At 64.7% G+C, this 17410-nt stretch carries 15 protein-coding genes; 9 read left to right on the top strand and 6 right to left on the bottom strand.

What is annotated here, in order from left to right; translation table 11 throughout:
* Nucleotides 1-18 precede the first annotated feature (18 nt).
* Nucleotides 19-657 (bottom strand): DNA-3-methyladenine glycosylase I, encoded by a 639-nt coding sequence (locus tag DPM33_RS28420; protein WP_112100767.1) that lies wholly within the window; start codon nt 655-657, stop codon nt 19-21.
* 213 nt (nt 658-870) lie between these two features.
* Here DPM33_RS28420 and DPM33_RS28425 point away from each other — a divergent pair, with 213 nt between their 5' ends.
* Both DPM33_RS28425 and DPM33_RS28430 read left to right on the top strand, forming a co-directional pair.
* Nucleotides 871-1611, top strand: coding sequence for a L,D-transpeptidase (locus tag DPM33_RS28425; protein ID WP_112100720.1), 741 nt, complete (start codon nt 871-873; stop codon nt 1609-1611).
* Between the two features lie 367 nt (nt 1612-1978).
* A complete protein-coding gene (locus tag DPM33_RS28430; RefSeq protein ID WP_112100721.1) occupies nt 1979-2899 on the top strand; it encodes a bifunctional 5,10-methylenetetrahydrofolate dehydrogenase/5,10-methenyltetrahydrofolate cyclohydrolase in 921 nt (306 codons plus the stop codon).
* 150 nt (nt 2900-3049) lie between these two features.
* Here the strand turns inward: DPM33_RS28430 and glcF are convergent, their stop codons facing one another.
* From glcF to DPM33_RS28455, 4 genes are all read right to left on the bottom strand, one after another.
* Complete coding sequence (glcF, locus tag DPM33_RS28435; RefSeq protein ID WP_112100722.1) at nt 3050-4378, bottom strand: glycolate oxidase subunit GlcF; 1329 nt, start codon at nt 4376-4378, stop codon at nt 3050-3052.
* A 10-nt stretch (nt 4379-4388) separates the two neighbouring features.
* Entirely contained in the window at nt 4389-5594 is a 1206-nt protein-coding gene (locus DPM33_RS28440) for an FAD-binding protein (protein ID WP_112100723.1), read from the bottom strand.
* Nucleotides 5595-5832: 238 nt separating this feature from the next.
* Nucleotides 5833-7329, bottom strand: coding sequence for an FAD-linked oxidase C-terminal domain-containing protein (locus DPM33_RS28450; RefSeq protein ID WP_112100724.1), 1497 nt, complete (start codon nt 7327-7329; stop codon nt 5833-5835).
* 162 nt (nt 7330-7491) lie between these two features.
* Nucleotides 7492-8814 (bottom strand): DUF3422 family protein, encoded by a 1323-nt coding sequence (locus DPM33_RS28455; RefSeq protein ID WP_112100725.1) that lies wholly within the window; start codon nt 8812-8814, stop codon nt 7492-7494.
* Between the two features lie 208 nt (nt 8815-9022).
* Between DPM33_RS28455 and DPM33_RS28460 the strand changes: the two genes are divergently transcribed.
* From DPM33_RS28460 to DPM33_RS28470, 3 genes are all read left to right on the top strand, one after another.
* Nucleotides 9023-9826, top strand: a complete 804-nt coding sequence (locus tag DPM33_RS28460; protein ID WP_112100726.1) for a FadR/GntR family transcriptional regulator — start codon at nt 9023-9025, stop codon at nt 9824-9826.
* Between the two features lie 9 nt (nt 9827-9835).
* Nucleotides 9836-10975, top strand: coding sequence for an alpha-hydroxy acid oxidase (locus tag DPM33_RS28465; protein WP_281004829.1), 1140 nt, complete (start codon nt 9836-9838; stop codon nt 10973-10975).
* A 61-nt stretch (nt 10976-11036) separates the two neighbouring features.
* Nucleotides 11037-11804, top strand: coding sequence for a metallophosphoesterase family protein (locus tag DPM33_RS28470; protein WP_112100728.1), 768 nt, complete (start codon nt 11037-11039; stop codon nt 11802-11804).
* A 529-nt stretch (nt 11805-12333) separates the two neighbouring features.
* Here DPM33_RS28470 and DPM33_RS28480 read toward each other — a convergent pair.
* Entirely contained in the window at nt 12334-13032 is a 699-nt protein-coding gene (locus DPM33_RS28480; RefSeq protein ID WP_112100729.1) for a type 1 glutamine amidotransferase, read from the bottom strand.
* Between the two features lie 86 nt (nt 13033-13118).
* Here DPM33_RS28480 and DPM33_RS28485 point away from each other — a divergent pair, with 86 nt between their 5' ends.
* The 4 genes from DPM33_RS28485 (at nt 13119) to DPM33_RS28500 (ending at nt 17326) form a co-directional block, all read left to right on the top strand.
* Nucleotides 13119-13766 carry a hypothetical protein gene (locus DPM33_RS28485; protein WP_112100730.1) on the top strand — a complete coding sequence of 216 codons (648 nt, stop codon included), beginning with the start codon at nt 13119-13121 and terminating at the stop codon, nt 13764-13766.
* Between the two features lie 132 nt (nt 13767-13898).
* Nucleotides 13899-14633 (top strand): 16S rRNA (uracil(1498)-N(3))-methyltransferase, encoded by a 735-nt coding sequence (locus DPM33_RS28490; protein WP_112100731.1) that lies wholly within the window; start codon nt 13899-13901, stop codon nt 14631-14633.
* Between the two features lie 202 nt (nt 14634-14835).
* Complete coding sequence (locus DPM33_RS28495; protein WP_112100732.1) at nt 14836-16209, top strand: glutamate--cysteine ligase; 1374 nt, start codon at nt 14836-14838, stop codon at nt 16207-16209.
* A 100-nt stretch (nt 16210-16309) separates the two neighbouring features.
* On the top strand, nt 16310-17326 hold the full coding sequence (locus tag DPM33_RS28500; RefSeq protein WP_112100733.1) for a DUF937 domain-containing protein: 1017 nt from the start codon (nt 16310-16312) through the stop codon (nt 17324-17326).
* The last annotated feature ends 84 nt before the right edge of the window (nt 17327-17410 follow it).

The raw sequence follows: 17410 nt of genomic DNA on the forward strand, positions 1-17410 counted from the left end.
AGGAGAAGGAAAAAGCATTCATTTCGGCCGCTTCAGCTTCTTGCGCTCTTTCTCGACCTCGGATCGGCAGTAGCAGCCTTCGAGATGGTCGTTGACCAGCCCCATGGCCTGCATGAAGGCGTAGACCGTCGTCGGGCCGACAAAGCTCCAGCCGCGCTTCTTCAGTTCCTTCGATAGCCTGACCGACACCGCCGTCGTCGGGTTGGCGCGCAGATGCGCGAGGTCGACGATCTCCGGCCGCTCGTCCGGTCCTGGCTCGAACTGCCAGAACCAGGCGGCCAGGGAGCCGAATTCGTCGACCATCTCGCGGGCGCGTTTGGCGTTGTTGATGGTCGAGACGATCTTGCCGCGATGGCGGATGATGCCGACGTTGCCGAGCAGGCGCTCGACATCCGCGTCGGTGAATTGAGCCACCTCATCGAAATCGAAACCGGCGAAGGCCTCGCGGAAGTTCTCGCGCTTGCGCAGGATGGTCAGCCATGACAGGCCCGACTGGAACCCTTCCAGGCAGATCTTTTCGAACAGCCGCTGATCGTTGGTGACAGGCCGGCCCCATTCATGGTCGTGATAGCGGAGATAGTCCGGCAGATTGCCGTGCCAGAAGCAGCGCGCCTTGCCGTCGGGACCATCGAGAATGCCGGCATTTTCAGTTGCCATAACGAGCAGATCCATTCGTTAATGCGCTTCAGCGCTTGGTTTACCGTGGCTTTACCAGATTCCTGAACCGGCCGGTAACCACACCAAAAGGTTTACTGACAAAGCGGCATTTTACGCATTCCGATTCATGTTTTGCTTGCCGCTCCGCGCCAAGGATCGCGAAACCGAGGGCCACCCCGCCCCGGACGAGTTCGACGATCAAGGTGCGTTCCGATGAAGACAGCGTTTTGTTCCCTGCTTGGCGCGGTGGCGGTCCTTGCCGCCGGCGCCACCACCACGCTTGCCAATGACCGCTACGCTGACATGCCGCCGGTGATGGTGAGCCCCGACCTTTCGGCGCCCTGGGTGCTGCAGCTTGGCCATGCGCCGGGCATCGTGCGCCCGACCCGGCAGGCAACGCAGCAGCCGCTGCGCCGGCTGTTCCAGGCGCAGCCAGACCAGCAGCGCACGGCGGCCGTGCAGCAGCCGGCCAAGCGCATGGTGATGCGGCCGCAGATCGACCCGATCTACCTGCCGCAGGAAGTCGCCTATGACGGCCCGGCGAAGCCCGGCACCATCGTCATCGATACGCACCAGAATTTCCTCTACCTCGTCGAGAAGAACGGCAAGGCGAGGCGCTACGGGGTCGGCACCGGTAAGCCCGGCTTCGAATGGTCGGGCACGCACAAGATCACCGACAAGAAGGTGTGGCCGGACTGGCGCCCGCCGGCGGAGATGATCAAGCGCGAGGCGGCCAAGGGTCGCTACCTGCCGACCTATCTGGCCGGCGGCATGGAAAACCCGCTCGGTGCGCGCGCGCTCTATATCGGCACCACCGAGTATCGCATCCACGGCACCAACCAGCCCTGGACGATCGGCGGCGCGGTGTCTTCCGGCTGCATCCGCATGCGCAACGAGGATGTCGTCGATCTCTACGAGCGCGTGAATGTCGGAACCACGGTGGAGGTGATATAGTCATAGCCAGTCAGTCGGTTAGGCGGCGCGGCACTTTTCGTCTCCTGCTGTTGCCGCCAAGTCATAGTGCGATCCCGCGGGATGTGCTTTAACGGTGAAGGGTTTACGGGGGACGGGCCGTGTGGGGATACGGCCGGTCGCGAAAAGGCAGCGCAGGGAAACCGCGCTGCCTTTTTCGTTTTCGCGTTTTCATTTGATGGATGGCGCGGCAAGTCGCCCCGGAAGCAGGCGGTTTCGCTTTCGGGGCTGATTTCCCGGCGCTCATCTGCTATTGCAGTGCACAAATCTCGGTAGTTACGCAATTCCGGACGCAAAGCCGCTTCAGCGCTTGTCCTCGAATTGCTCCAGAAGGCAAAGGGTGCCAGCCATGACCCGGACCGACGACAGCCGCTATCTGAAAGGCGGCCCGGTCGCCCAGCGCATCATCGCTTCGGTGCGCGAGGACGCAGCAATCGCGGCCGCCGAAGGTTTTCCGCCGAAGCTGGTCTCGATCACCGTCGGCGATACCGCCGCGGTCGACGTCTATGTGCGCAACCAGCGCGCCAAGGCAGCCCTTGCCGGCATCGGCTTCGAGGAACGGCGATTCGCCGCCGATATCACCGCCGGCGAGCTGGAAGCGGCGATCCACGGCCTCAACGCCGATCCGCGCGTCACCGGCATCATCATCCAGCGGCCGGTGCCGGCGCATATCCCGATCAAGACGCTGCAGGCGGCGGTGCATCCGCTGAAGGATGTTGAAGGCATGCATCCGGCCTCGATCGGCAACATCGTCTACAACCAGCTCGACCTGGCGCCTTGCACGGCGGCCGCCTCGGTCGAATTGCTGAAGGAGACCGGCCTCGAGCTCAAGGGGCTCGAAGTGGTCGTGGTCGGCCATTCCGAGATCGTCGGCAAGCCGATCGCCTTCCTGTTGATGAGCGAAGGTGCGACGGTGACGGTGTGCCACCACATGACGCGATCCGTCGCTACGCATGCGCGGCGCGCCGACGCGCTGTTCGTCGCCGTCGGCAAGCCGCGCCTGATCAAGGCCGACATGGTGAAGCCGGGCGCCTGTGTCATCGACATCGGCATCAATTCCGAGATCGGACCTGACGGCGAAAGCCGCATCGTCGGCGACGTCGACACCGACAGCGTCAAGGAAGTGGCGTCGTGGATCACGCCGGTGCCCAGCGGCGTCGGCCCGCTGACGGTCGCGATCCTGCTGCGCAACACGATGGTAGCGCTCAACCGCCAGCGCGCGCTCTATCGTGCGACCTATGGCGTGGCGGATCAGCTCGCGGCGGAGTAAGGCGGCACGCCCCTCACCCAGCCTCCGCTTCGCTCCGCTGACCTCTCCCCGAGGGGAGAGGAGATTGTCGACGCCGGCGCAAGCCTCTTCTCCCCACCGGGGAGAAGGTGGCCGCGAAGCGGCCGGATGAGGGGGAACCGGCGACGAGGATCACTCTGCTGCCACAGGCCCTCGCTGAGAAACACCCTCAGGCTTCGGGCCGCCATAAGCCCAGTCCAACAGCTTGATCGTGTGCACCACCGGCAGCTTCGCGGCGGACGCGATCTGGGTGATGCAGCCGATATTGCCGGTCGCCACGATTTCAGCTCCCGTCGCGTCGATGTTCTTCACCTTGCGGTCGCGCAGTTTCGCCGAGATCTCGGGTTGCAGGATGTTGTAGGTGCCAGCCGAACCACAGCACAGATGCCCTTCGCGCGGCTCGCGCACGACGAAGCCCGCTTTGGCGAGAAGCTCCTTCGGCTCGCGCGTGATCTTCTGGCCGTGCTGCATCGAGCAAGCGGAGTGATAGGCGACAACTGTCCCCGGCTTGCGCACCGGTTCGGGCAGGGCGAGGGTGGTCAGATACTCAGTGACGTCCTTGGCCAGCACCGAAACGCGCGCGGCCTTTTCCGCATAGGCCGGATCGAGACGCAGCATGAAGCCGTAATCCTTGATCGTCGTGCCGCAGCCCGATGCGGTGATGATGATGGCGTCGAGTCCGCGCTTCTCGATGGCGCGCGTCCAGGCGTCGACATTCTGCCTCGCCCAGGCGAGGGCGGCCGCCTCGCGGCCCATGTGATGGACCAGCGCGCCGCAGCAGCCCTCGCCTTCCGGCACCACCACTTCGACGCCGAGCCGCGTCAGCAACGAAATGGTCGTGTCGTTGATGGCGGGATCGAGCACCGATTGCGCGCAGCCGGTAAGGATGGCGACGCGGCCACGTTTCTTGGCCCCCTGCCCGGCATGCGTACCGGGCGAAGCCATCGGCGATGCCGGCGGGAGCGACGACGGCGCAAGCTTCAGCATGGCCGCAACCGGCTTCAGCGCCGGCAGTTTCTCGAACAGGCCGATGAACGGCCGACCAAGCCCGGCAACCTTCAACGCGGCGCGGAAGCGGCTCGGGTAAGGCAGCACGGCAGCCAGCATGGCGCGCGTCAGCCGGTCGAGCAGCGGGCGCTTGTAGGTCTCCTGGATGTGGGCACGGGCATGGTCGACCAGATGCATGTAGTTCACGCCCGAGGGGCATGTCGTCATGCAGGCCAGGCAGGACAGGCAGCGGTCGATATGGGTGACGATCTCCTTGTCGGCAGGCCGGCCGTTCTCCAGCATATCCTTGATGAGGTAGATGCGGCCCCGCGGCGAATCCAGTTCGTTGCCGAGCGTGACGTAGGTCGGGCAGGTGGCGGTGCAGAAGCCGCAATGCACGCATTTTCGCAGGATCCTTTCCGATTCCGCGACATCCGGGTCGGCAAGCTGCGCGGCGGAGAAATTGGTCTGCATACTATCAGTCCTAAGCCATGCGGCCGGGGTTGAGAATCTGCTTCGGGTCGAACTCGGCCTTCAGCCGCGCAGACAGTGCTGCCAGATGCGGCGGCTGCGGCTCGAACACCGGCAGCGCCGCGCGATGCGGTGCGGAGGCGCGCACGAGCGTCGCGTGGCCGCCGCCATATTTTCGGATCAAGCCTCGCAGCAATTCGGCCTCAGGATCGTCCTCGCGCATCGACAGCCACACCAGGCCGCCCTGCCAGTCGTAGAAGGCATCGACCGCAGCCTGCATGCGCAGCGCCATCACCATGTGATGCGCCTGCGACGGCGCCATCGAGACGCGCCAGACCGGTCCGGTCTTGCCATCTGCGAAAGGCCAGCAATCGCGGATGTCCCGCCAGATCGTTTTCGAGGCCTCGCCGGCGATCTCTTCCAGGGGGCCTGCCTGGCCGAGCAGTTGCTTGAGCGCCTCTATGCGATAGACGACCGACGGACCAAAACCCTCGACGCGCAGCAGTGTCGCGGCGTCGCTGCCATGCCTGCCACTAGCAACCCGCGCTGCGATCCGCTGCGGCAAATGCGCGGCGCTCGAGACTTCGGCGCTGGACCCAAGCGCCAGCGCCATGGCGGCGACGGCGGCATCGTCGAGCAGGCCGCGAATGGCCAAGGTCACCTCCGTTTCCGCCGCCGGCAGGACCTTGAAGGTGACGTCGGTGAGCACGGCCAGCGTGCCCCAGCTGTTCGCCATCAGCTTGGAAAGATCGTAGCCGGTGACGTTCTTGACCACGCGGCCGCCCGACTTGAAGGCCTCGCCGCGGCCGGAGACGGCGGCGACACCTAGGATATGGTCGCGCGCGGCGCCTGCCTTGAGGCGGCGCGGGCCCGACAGGTTCGAGGCAAGCACGCCGCCCATGGTTCCCCTGCCCGGCTCACCGCCAAGCAGCGGGGCGTAGTCCATCGGCTCGAAGGCGAGTTGCTGGCCGTTTTCGGCAAGCAGTTGTTCGATCTCGGCGAGCGGCGTGCCGGCGCGCGCCGACAGCACCAATTCGGCCGGTTCGTAGAGCGTGACGCCGGCGAGCTTGGAGAGGTCGAGCGTGTGTTCGGTCTGCAGCGGGCGGCCGATGCCGCGCTTGGAGCCATGGCCGAGGAGTTCCAGCGGCGTTTCCTCGGCCGCCGCCCATTGGACGGTGGAGAGGGTTTCGGCGGAAGAGGATGGGGTGAAGGTGGTCATCGGAAGGATGACCCACTTGCGAGCACTGAGAAGCCGCGTTCCTTCGCGCCCCCCTCTGTCCTGCCGGACATCTCCCCCACGAGGGGGGAGATTGGCAGCTTCCGCGACCGCGCCTCACTTGCAACGTCGGAGATTAGCGAAGGCCGCGATGACAGCCGATCTCCCCCCTTGTGGGGGAGATGTCCGGCAGGACAGAGGGGGGCGCGACAGAACGCAGACATGCGAGTTTGAGCCCCCATCAAAACCTCGGAATGTCCGGAAACGCTACCTCTCCCCGATGCACGTGCATTCTTCCCAACTCAGCGCAGCGGCGCAGTTGCGGAAACACTTTCCCCGGGTTGAGCAGATGGTTGGGATCGAAGGCGCATTTGACCCGCATCTGCTGGTCTAGGTCGACCTGGTTGAACATCTCCGGCATCAGGTCGCGCTTTTCGACGCCGACGCCGTGCTCGCCGGTCAGCACGCCGCCGACCTCGACGCAGAGGCGCAATATGTCGGCGCCGAAGCTTTCGGCCTTGTCGAGCTCGCCCGGCACGTTGGCGTCGTAGAGGATCAGCGGGTGCAGATTGCCGTCGCCGGCATGGAAGACATTGGCGACGCCGAGGCCGTATTTCTCCGAAAGGTCGCGCATGCCGGCGAGCACGCGCGGCAGTTCCTTGCGCGGGATTGTGCCGTCCATGCAGTAGTAGTCCGGCGAGATGCGGCCGACCGCCGGGAAGGCGGCCTTGCGCCCGGCCCAGAAGGTCAACCGTTCTTGCTCCGACTGCGAGATCCGGCAGGTGGTCGAGCCGTTCCTGTAAGCGATCGCCTCGACAAGCCCGATCAGGTGGTCGACCTCGACGCCCGGACCGTCGAGCTCGACGATCAGCAGCGCCTCGACGTCGAGCGGATAGCCGGCGTGGACGAAATCCTCGGCGGCGTGGATCGCCGGGCGGTCCATCATCTCCATGCCGCCGGGAATGATGCCGGCGCCGATGATGTCGGCGACGCACTGGCCGCCCTCCTCGCTGGTCGGGAAGCCGATCAGCAGCGCCCGCGCCGTCTCCGGCTTCTTCAGGATGCGGACCGTCACCTCGGTGACGACGCCGAGCAGGCCTTCGGAGCCGGTCATGACGCCGAGCAGATCGTAGCCTTCCTGGTCGAGATGGCTGCCGCCGAGCCGCACCACCTCGCCATTCATCAGCACCATTTCGATGCCCAGCACATTGTTGGCGGTGAGCCCGTATTTCAGGCAGTGCACGCCGCCGGAATTCTCGGCGACATTGCCGCCGATCGAGCAGGCGATCTGGGAGGATGGATCGGGGGCGTAGTAAAAGCCCTCCTGCTCGACCGCGGTGGTGATGCCGAGATTGGTGACGCCCGGCTGGGCGACGACGATGCGGTTGGGATAGTCGATCGCCAGGATGCGGTTGAAGCGGCTCATCACCAGCAGCACCGCATCTTCGAGCGGCAGCGCGCCGCCTGACAGCGAGGTGCCGGAGCCGCGCGGGACGACGCGGATGTTGCGGTCGCTGCAATATTTCAGGACGCGCGAGACCTGGGCGACGGTTTCCGGCAGCACCACGACCAGCGGCAGTTGCCGGTATGCGGTGAGGCCGTCGCTCTCGAAGGCGCGCATTTCGTTGGCCGCGTCGACGACGCCCTCGCCTGGCACGATGATGCGCATGTCGGCGGCGATCTCGGCGCGGCGGCGCAGCGTCTCGGCATCTGGCTTGGGCATGGCTAGGCCGGACATCGGGCAGCCCTCATCCGTGTTGACTGGTCAAAATCTTTTACCAGCCTGACAGTTTTGTTGCAAACGCTGCTTTGGTCGCATCGGGCCGGGAGCGTAACCACAGGCTTCCGCAGCGGCAATCTGCCGCTGCGGTTCGACACGCAAATGAGGGACCTCCGCCCGCTATTCGCCCGGATGCCTGGCCGGCTCGGAGTGCATCTTGCGCACACGGCGCACGCCCCACCAGACCAGCAGGATGGCGACGGGCACCGACGCCGCGGTGACGACCTCGGGCGCAAAGGCATGGCCGAAGATCGAGGCGCCCTTGGCAACGTAGCCGATGAGACCGACGACATAGTAGGAAACGGCAGCGACGGACAGGCCTTCGACGGTCTGCTGCAGGCGCAGTTGCAGCCGGGCGCGGTTGTTCATCGAGGCGAGCAGGTCGCGGTTCTGTTTCTCGACCTCGACATCGACCCAGGTGCGCAGCAGCGTGGTGGCGCGGGTGAGTTTGCGCGACAGGTTGGCCTGGCGCTCCTCGACCGAACGGCAGGTGCGCATGGCCGGCGCCATGCGCCGCAGCAGAAAGCCCGCCCAGGTGTCAAAGCCTTGCACCGGCTCCTCGTCCAGCGCCTCAAGCCTTTCGGTGACGATGCCGTCATAGGCGCGGCTGGCGCCGAAACGGTAGAGGCTGGACGCGGCATCGGCCTCGAGCTCGGCGGCGAGTTCGGTGAGGTCGGCGAGCAAGGTCTGGCTGTCGCGGGTTTCTGCCGCCTTCATTTCCAGCGTCGTCGTCGCCAGCCGGTCCTCGATGCGCCGGGCGCGGCCGGATAGTGTCAGCGCCAGCGGCAGGCCAAGCATGGCCAGCGTCCGATAGGTCTCGATGTCGATCAGCCGCTGCGACAAGGCGCCGGTGCTGGCCGGCGTCAGGCCACGGTCGAGCACCAGCATGCGGGTGAGGCCGTCGCCGTCCTGGCGGAAATCGGTGATGATGGCGGCAGCGCCGCGTTCGACCAGGGAGTAGCATAGGCTGGTCGGATCGAAGCCGGCGATCAGCTTTTCGCTCGCTTGGGTCCATTTGCGGATCTCGAGGCGGATGCCCGAAATCACCGTGCCCGGCGGCGAGAAGCCGTTGCCGAAGGGCGAATCCTCCTGCCCCCGGCCGTTCTCCGCCAGCGGCCCTTCCCACAGATAGGTCGAGAATTCCGTATGCCGTTCCCAGCGCAGCGTGCCCTTGCCCCATTTCATGGCGTGGTGGCGGGCATGACGCTCGGGTGCCGCGATGCCCAGGCGGCGCGACAATTCCGAGAGCACGGCATGATCGACGGCCGAACCGCCCTCGGTCATGAAGGACAGCTGGATGAGCACCCGTGGTTTGTCGACCAGCGGATGCGGGCGGGCATGGACCTCACCCAGCGCGCCGGGCCGTCCCTCATGCGCCGGAAAGCCCATCACGCTGCCCTGCGTACGCGGCTGGAATTCGAGGTTGGACGTCTCGTCCGACACGGCTGGTCCCCCTGTTCTCGACCTTTCGTGCAACCCGGTCGTCTTGCGGCAATCGGCGGGACGCGTAAACAGCAAATATCAGTAGCGGAGGTCGGCGGAGAGCGGCGCGCGATGCGGCCGCGTCGCGGAAATTGGATAAATAATTTGACCAGTTGGCGAGAGACGCTTTAATCTGGGAAACATCCGTTCCACTCTCCAGGCGCCTCCGTTGAGCGATATTTTCTCCAGGATCGAGCATTCGCGCACCGCGGACGAGGTGGTGCAGCAGATCGAGAGCCTGATCCTCGAAGGCGTGCTTCGCACCGGCGACCGGCTGCCCGGCGAACGCGAACTGGCGCGACAGTTCGACGTGTCGCGGCCGATCCTGCGCGATGCGCTGAAGGCGTTGGAAGGCCGCGGGTTGCTCACGACCCGGCCCGGCGGCGGCACGCATGTCGCCGACGTCATCGGCCAGCTTTTCACCAAGCCGGTGACGGACCTCATCTCCACGCACCGCAAAGCTGTGACCGACTATCTGGAATACCGGCGCGAGATCGAAGCGGTGGCGGCCGAATATGCGGCGCGGCGCGCGACGCCGGAGGATCTGGCGCTGCTCGACCGCATCATGGCGCGCATGGACGAGGCGCACCGCACCGGCGATTTCGACGATGAGGCGGAAATCGACGTCGAGTTCCATCACGCGGTGTGCGAATGCGCGCACAACATCATTTTGCTGCACACGCTACGCTCCTGCTACCGGCTGCTGTCGGAGGGTGTCTTCCAGAACCGGCTTCTGGTGTTCACCGTGCCCGGCGCGCGCGAAGCGCTGCTCGAGCAGCACCGGGCGATCCATACCGCGATCAAAGCCGGCGATCCGATCGCGGCGCGCAAGGCGGCGATGGACCACATCACCTATGTCGAGCGCTCGATGGCGGAAGCCGAGCGCAGCGGCGACTGGCAGCGGGTTTCCAGGTTGCGCCTTAGGCAGCGCTCCGATGCCGGCGACATCGAACCCACACGCAAACGTTCCTAGCGGGGACCCATCATGAGCGAAATCCTCACCATCGCCGACCTCAAGGACCTGGCGCGCCGCAGGGTGCCGAAGATGTTCTTCGACTATGCCGATTCCGGCGCCTGGACGGAGAGCACCTACCGCGCCAACGAAGAGGATTTCAGCAAGATCAAGTTCCGCCAGCGCGTGCTGGTCGACATGAGCAACCGCTCGCTGGAATCGACCATGATCGGCGAGAAGGTGTCGATGCCCGTGGCGCTCGCTCCGACCGGGCTGACCGGCATGCAGCATGCCGACGGCGAGATGCTGGCGGCGCAGGCGGCTGAGGCGTTCGGCGTGCCGTTCACGCTGTCGACGATGAGCATCTGCTCGATCGAGGATGTCGCTTCAGTGACCAAGAAGCCGTTCTGGTTCCAGCTCTATGTGCTGCGCGACAAGGATTTCGTGCTCAACCTCATAGACCGCGCCAAGGCGGCGAAATGCTCGGCACTGGTGCTGACGCTCGACCTCCAGATCCTCGGACAGCGCCACAAGGATATCCGCAACGGGCTCTCGGCGCCGCCCAAGATGACGCTTGCCAACATCGTCGACCTTGCGCTCAAGCCGCGCTGGTGCCTTGGCATAGCCGGCACCAAACGCCGCACCTTCCGCAACATCGTCGGCCACGCCAAGGGCGTCGGCGATGTCTCCTCGCTGTCGTCCTGGACGACGGAGCAGTTCGATCCGCAACTGTCGTGGAAGGACGTCGCCTGGATCAAGGAGCGCTGGGGCGGCAAGCTGATCCTGAAGGGCATCCTCGACAAGGAGGACGCGCTGATGGCGGCCGAGACCGGAGCGGATGCGATCGTGGTCTCCAACCATGGCGGGCGGCAGCTCGACGGCGCCGCCTCCTCGATCTCGGTGCTGGAAGAAATCGCCGATGCGGTCGGCGACAGGATCGAGGTGCATGTGGATGGCGGCATCCGTTCCGGCCAGGACGTGCTCAAGGCGCTCTGCCTCGGCGCCAAGGGCACCTATATCGGCAGGCCGTTTCTCTACGGCCTCGGGGCGATGGGCAAGGACGGCGTCACCAAGGCGCTCGAGATCATCCGCAAGGAGATGGACATCACGCTGGCCCTGTGCGGCAAGCGCCTCGTCACTGACATGGGCAAGGACCAGCTCCGACGCTAGCGCGTTGTTCATCGATTGGTCCTAGCGTGTCGGTGACAATTGACACGGAAAAGACGTTCCCTTGACCGAGACCGGCATCCACTATCTCGACGCGCGCGGGCCTGACGGCATGCGGCTCTATGCCATTGGCGACGTGCACGGACGCCACGATTTGCTCGTCGCGATGCACCGGCGCATCGAGAGCCAGCTGGAATACGCGCCCGCCACCGACTGGCGCATCATTCATCTCGGCGACTATGTCGATCGCGGGCCGGATTCAAAAAGTGTCGTCGATTTCCTGATCGAGATGCAAAAACGCGATCCGCGCAACATCATGCTTGCCGGCAACCACGATATCGGCATGCTCGAATTTCTCGCCAATGCCGAGCCGGACGGCCTGTTCATGAACTATGGCGGCGTGCAGACGGCGCAGTCCTATGGCGTGGATTTCACGCGGGACATGCATTGGTTCGGCAAGGCTGAGGCCATCGCGCGGGGACATATGGCCCTGGTGAAGGCGGTGCCGCGCAGCCATATCGACTTCCTGCAGTCGCTGCCCTTTTCGGTGAGTTTCGGCGATTTCTTCTTCTGCCATGCAGGCATCCGCCCCGGGGTGCCGCTCGAGAGCCAGAGCCGGCAGGATCTGATCTGGATCCGCGACGCGTTCCATGACCACCCTGGACTTTACCCCAAAGTGATCGTGCACGGGCACACGCCCGTCCCGGAAGCCGAGGTGATGGCCAACCGGATCAACGTCGACACGCTGGCCTGGAAATCGGGAACGCTGAGCGCGCTCGCCGTCAATGGCGGCGACAAGCAAATCATCGACGTGCAAGCCAAAGCGCTTTAAGGGTGTGCAGATATTCAGGTGAGGCTGGCCTGACCTGAATCTTAACACACCTTCGACGCGATCCCGGCGCGGGCGTGCTTCCAGACTTTTGACGAGACTGGGCTCAGTCGAGCGAGGCCGTCACGCCGTAGCCGTCGACGGCACGGTGATTGGTGGCTGCGTCGGCGGCATAGATGCCCAGGCCGCAGAGCACGATGGCAGACAGCATGACAAAAGACAGGAGAGCTGCTTTCACGGACGTCATCTCTGGTTAAGCTTTCTGCATCTGGGCACGAGGCGGTTACCAATGCGTTGAAACGATAAAATGCGTCTCAATGTTTCGACGATTTCGCGCTTCTAAGCAGATTCTGTATCGCCGGTGTGTCGGCTGGATCACACAAAAGGTTCATGGCGGTTGCACCGACGATACAAAGCGCGCCCTCTTAGGGCAGGGCTCGGACACGAACCAAGGAAGAAGAGCGTTGTCCCCAGGCGGAAGCCGTGAGGCGTGCCAATTATGCCACGGTGCGGGTGATGAGGGGTTCGACGATCAGATTGTCGCCACCCAGGCGCGGGCTATCGCGAGGCCGGCGGCGTCGGCATCAGGCCCGTTGCGGGCTATCTCGTCATCGAGCTTGCCGGCCCAATGGGGATGGCGCTCGGCGATCAGCGACGCGAAGCAGGTGCTCCAGTCGCGCGCCATCGGGCTGTCCACCTCAAAATGGAACTGGAAGCCATAGGCGGCGCGGCCGAGGCGGAAGGCCTGGTTTTCGGCGACCACGCTGCCTGCCAGCCGCACGGCGTTTTCCGGTAACCCGAACGTGTCGTCATGCCATTCGAAAATCGGGAAGCTCTCGGGTAAGGCGCCCAGCACCGGGTCCGACTTCGCGTCCGGCGTCAGCGACACCTTGTGCCAGCCGAACTCGGTGGCGCCGCCGATCTGGTTCTTGCCGCCGTAGGCGCGCGCCAGAAGCTGGCTGCCGAGGCAGATGCCGAGCACAGAGCGATCCTTGTCGGCGAAATCGCGCGTCAAGTCGAGCAGGCCGGGAAAATAGGGGCACTTTTCGTCGTCGAGCGCATTCTGCGCGCCGCCGAGCAGGACGATTGCGTCATGCCCGCTGCTGTCGCGCGGCAGCGCTTCGCCGTCATAGGGCTTGCGCAGATCGATGTCGGCGCCGGCTTCCGCAAGCGCCGCGCCGATCTGGCCAAGGCCCTCATTGTCGAAATTCTGGACGACCAAAACCCGCATCGAAAACCTGCTGACATGAAAACGCTGGGGCGAGCGATATCATGCGGCCCGACTTTCAGCCAAGATGCGGATCGAGAGAGAAAACTATGCCACTGCAGAACCGGGTCGATCCCTTCGGCGCCATCCATGCCGTGCCGGAGCGCGGCCTGTTCACCGGCAATCGCGGCATCATCCACGATCCGGAAACGAAAACCTTGCTGAGGAAGCGATGGGCGTTGCCGGCCTGGATCGTCTGCGTCTGCCAATTCCGCAATGTGCGGCGCGAGCCGATGGGCCGAAACCGTCCCGGGGGCAAGGCCGGCTGGACCGAGCTGTTCTTTCTCGACGAGGTGACGGCATTGGCCGCCGGCCACCGGCCCTGCTTCTTCTGCCGGCGTGAACGGGCAACCGACTTCGTCGGTCGCTTCGGCGAGGCGTTCGGCATCGCGGAGCCGCGCGCGCCGATGGTCGACAAGCGGTTGCACAAGGAACGGCTGGCCTCAGGTGGACGTCCGCCGGCTGTAATCGCGCCCGGGCTTGGCGGCTTGCCCGACGGCACGATGATCGCGGATGGCGACAACGCCTATGCGCTGCGCGCCGGCAAGGCGCTTAAATGGTCGTTCGCGGGCTACGCCAATCCCGCGGCCTTCGATCGCCTCGCCGGCAAGCAGCTGCGCCTGCTGACGCCAGCAACGACCATCGCGGTGCTGCGGCAAGGCTTTGCACCGGTCTGGCATCCGACTGCCGATATTTGACGGCGACCCGCGCCTCGGCATTGCCAAGCGGATATTCGTGGGATGATCCACGAATATCCGCTTAGATTGCCTTGTTTTTCGCAGGTTCTGATCGCAAAACCGCGGGACACTTTTGCGGAACCTGCTTGGGCCATGCGCGCCAATTACAAGATGCAGCGGCTGTTCGTGCCGGACGATCTCGGGGTCGGCCTCGAATTCGAGGCCGGACAACAGCAGAGCCATTATCTGGCGCATGTGCTGCGGCTCGGCGAAGGCGCCGAAGTTCTGCTTTTCAACGGCCGCGACGGCGAATGGTCGGCTTCGATCGCCGCCAGATCCAAGAAGGCGGTCAAGCTGAGGGTGCTGGAGTTGCAGCGGCCGCAGCCGCCGCTGCCCGATCTCGTCTATTGTTTCGCGCCGCTGAAGCAAGGACGGCTCGACTACCTCGTGCAGAAAGCTGTCGAGATGGGCGCTGGCATGCTGCAGCCGGTCATCACCCAGCACACACAGGTGGCAAAGCCCGGCATCGAGCGGCTGCGCGCCAATGTCGTCGAGGCGGCCGAGCAATGCGGCATACTGGCGGTGCCGGAGGTGCGCGAAGCGGAAAAGCTCGAGCGATTGCTCGCCAACTGGGACAAGGAGCGGCGGCTGATCTTCTGCGACGAGGATGCCTCGACCAACAATCCGCTGCCGGCCTTGCAGGCGGTCAAGGAGAAGAAACTTGCGTTGCTGGTCGGGCCGGAAGGTGGATTTTCCGACGACGAGCGCAAGATGCTGAGGGCCCTGCCTTTCGTCACCGCCATCCCGCTCGGACCACGCATCCTGCGCGCCGACACGGCGGCGGTGGCAGCATTTGCCGCGATCCAGGCGACGATCGGCGACTGGTGATCAAATCCTGTTGAGGCCTGGCTCAGGATTTTTTGCTTGATCGGCTCCTGACATTTCGTCCATCTAGCGCCGGCGGCCTTCCGGCCCCTGCAGCACCGCGCATGCTTTTCGACGCACGAAGGGCGCTGTAACACTTAGTATGTGCAGGACGCCTGGCGGAAGTCGATGCCGATTTCCGGGGCAAAGCGCTCGGAGGGGCCTCATGGCGCGCGACACGACCGATATCCAGCCCATCGAAGGCATCGACGAACTGGTCGGCTATCTGGCCGCCGGCAACAAGCCGCGCGACAAATGGCGGATCGGCACCGAGCACGAAAAATTCCCCTTCTATGTCGACGGCAACGCGCCGGTGCCTTACGGCGGCGAGCGCGGCATCCGCGCCATCCTCGAAGGCATGCAGGAAAAGCTCGGCTGGGATCCGATCATGGATGCCGGCCGCATCATCGGCCTGGTCGAGCCGACCGGCCAGGGCGCGATCTCGCTGGAGCCCGGCGGCCAGTTCGAACTTTCCGGCGCGCCGCTGGAATCGATCCACCAGACCTGCCGCGAGGGCAATGCGCACCTGGCGCAGGTGCGCGAGATCGCCGAGCCGATGGGCATACGCTTCCTCGGGCTTGGCGGCAGCCCGAAATGGTCGCTGGCCGACACGCCGAAAATGCCGAAGTCGCGCTACGAGATCATGACCCGCTACATGCCGAAGGTCGGCACCAAGGGCCTCGACATGATGTACCGCACCTGCACGATCCAGGTGAATCTCGACTTCGAGAGCGAAGCCGACATGCGCCGCAAGATGCAGGTGTCGCTGAAGCTGCAGCCGCTGTCGACGGCGCTGTTCGCCAATTCGCCCTTCACCGAGAGCCGTCCGAACGGGCTGCAGAGCTGGCGCGGCGACATCTGGCGCGACACCGACAACCAGCGTTCCGGCATGCTCGAATTCTGCTTCTCGCCAGATTTCGGTTTCGCCGACTATGTCGAATGGGCGCTCGACGTGCCGATGTATTTCGTCATCCGCGACGGCCAGTATCACGACATGACGCATATCACCTTCCGTCAGTTCATGACGGGCGCCGCCCGCAATGACGTGCCCGACGGCCTGCCGACGATGGGCGACTGGGCAAATCATCTCTCGACCCTTTTCCCCGACGTGCGGCTGAAGCGCTTTCTCGAAATGCGCGGCGCCGATGGCGGACCGTGGCGGCGCATCTGCGCGCTGCCCGCCTTCTGGGTCGGATTGCTTTACGACGAGCAGGCGCTGGAGGCCGCAGAGGCGCTGACCGCGAGCTGGACCTACAAGGAAGCGCTGGCGATGCGCAACGCCGTGCCGGAGCTAGGCATCGCGGCGCCGTTCCGCAACGCCACCTTGCGCGACGTCGCCCGCGACGTGCTCGCGATCGCGCGCACCGGCCTGAAGAACCGGGCCAAGAAGAACCGCGACGGCTATGACGAGACGTCGTTCCTCAACACGCTGGACGAGGTCGTGGCGCGCGGTACCACCAGCGCCGAGGAGATGTTGTCGGCCTACCACACGCGCTGGGGCGGCTCGATCGAGCCGGTGTTCATGGAATATGCCTATTAACCCTTGGCCATGCGCTTGAGCTTGGTGCAGCAAAAGCCGCTTCAATCAGGGATGGAAACAAACTACCTTCTCCGGGAAGGATGGTCCGGAGGAGAACCCAATGCCTTCCCTGTTCGACATTTTCGCGCAAGCTCAGAACGGCAACGCCATGCAAGCGCTCGCGCAGCAATACGGGCTTTCCATGCAGCAGACGCAAGCCGCGGTGCAGGCGCTGCTACCCGCCTTTTCGCAAGGTCTGCAGCGCAATACCGCCGATCCTTACGGGATGGGCGCCTTCATGACGGCGATGGCGAGCGGCCAGCACGCAAAATATTTCGAGGACGCCACCCGGGCTTTTTCGCCGCAAGGCATCGATGAGGGCAACGGCATTCTCGGCCATCTGTTCGGCTCGAAAGACCTGTCGCGCGCGGTGGCGAACCAGGCGGCGCAGGCGACGGGACTGAGCCAGCAGGTGCTGCAGCAGATGCTACCGGCCATGGCCTCGATGATGATGGGCGGACTGTTCAAGCAGACCAACAACCAGATGCAGTCAGCCGGCGGCTTCGGCGGCAGTGGCAATCCGCTCGGCGAGATCATCGAGCAGATGATGCGGCAGAGCGGCGTGGCACCAGCGTCGCAGACGCGCCAGGCGCCGCAACCGGCGCCCAATCCCTATGGCGAGAACCCGCTCGGCAAAGCTCTGCAGGACATGTTCGGCGGCGGTGCGCCGCAGCCGCAAAGCCAACCCCAGCAGGCGCCCAATCCTTACGGCGAGAACCCGCTCGGCAAAGTGCTGCAGGATATGTTCGGCGGTGGAACGCCGCAGCAGACGCAGCCGCAGCAGACGCAAAGTCCCTATGGCGACAATCCGCTCGGCAAGATCTTCGAGGAGATGCTGCGCCAGGGCGGCGGCGGTTTCGGCCTGCCCGGCGGACAGCCGGCGCCGCAACCGCAACAGCGTCAACCGCAGCAAAGCGCGCCGCAACAGCCGCAGACAAACCCGAGCGGCCGGCCGCGAAACCCGTTCGACGACATCTTCGGCAAGATGTTCGAAACCGGCGCGCAGCAGCGCGACGAGTATGAAAAGAACGTCGGGACGATCTTCGACCAGTTCAAGCGCGACATGGACCGGCGGTAGGTATCGCGCGACCTAAGGTGTGTCGCCATTCCGGTCAGGCCGAGTCGAAAACGGTGGGGTCCGAGAACCGGAGCGGAGCGTACT

The sequence above is a fragment of the Mesorhizobium hawassense genome (assembly GCF_003289945.1).
In the GTDB taxonomy this organism is placed as follows: Bacteria; Pseudomonadota; Alphaproteobacteria; order Rhizobiales; family Rhizobiaceae; genus Mesorhizobium; species Mesorhizobium hawassense.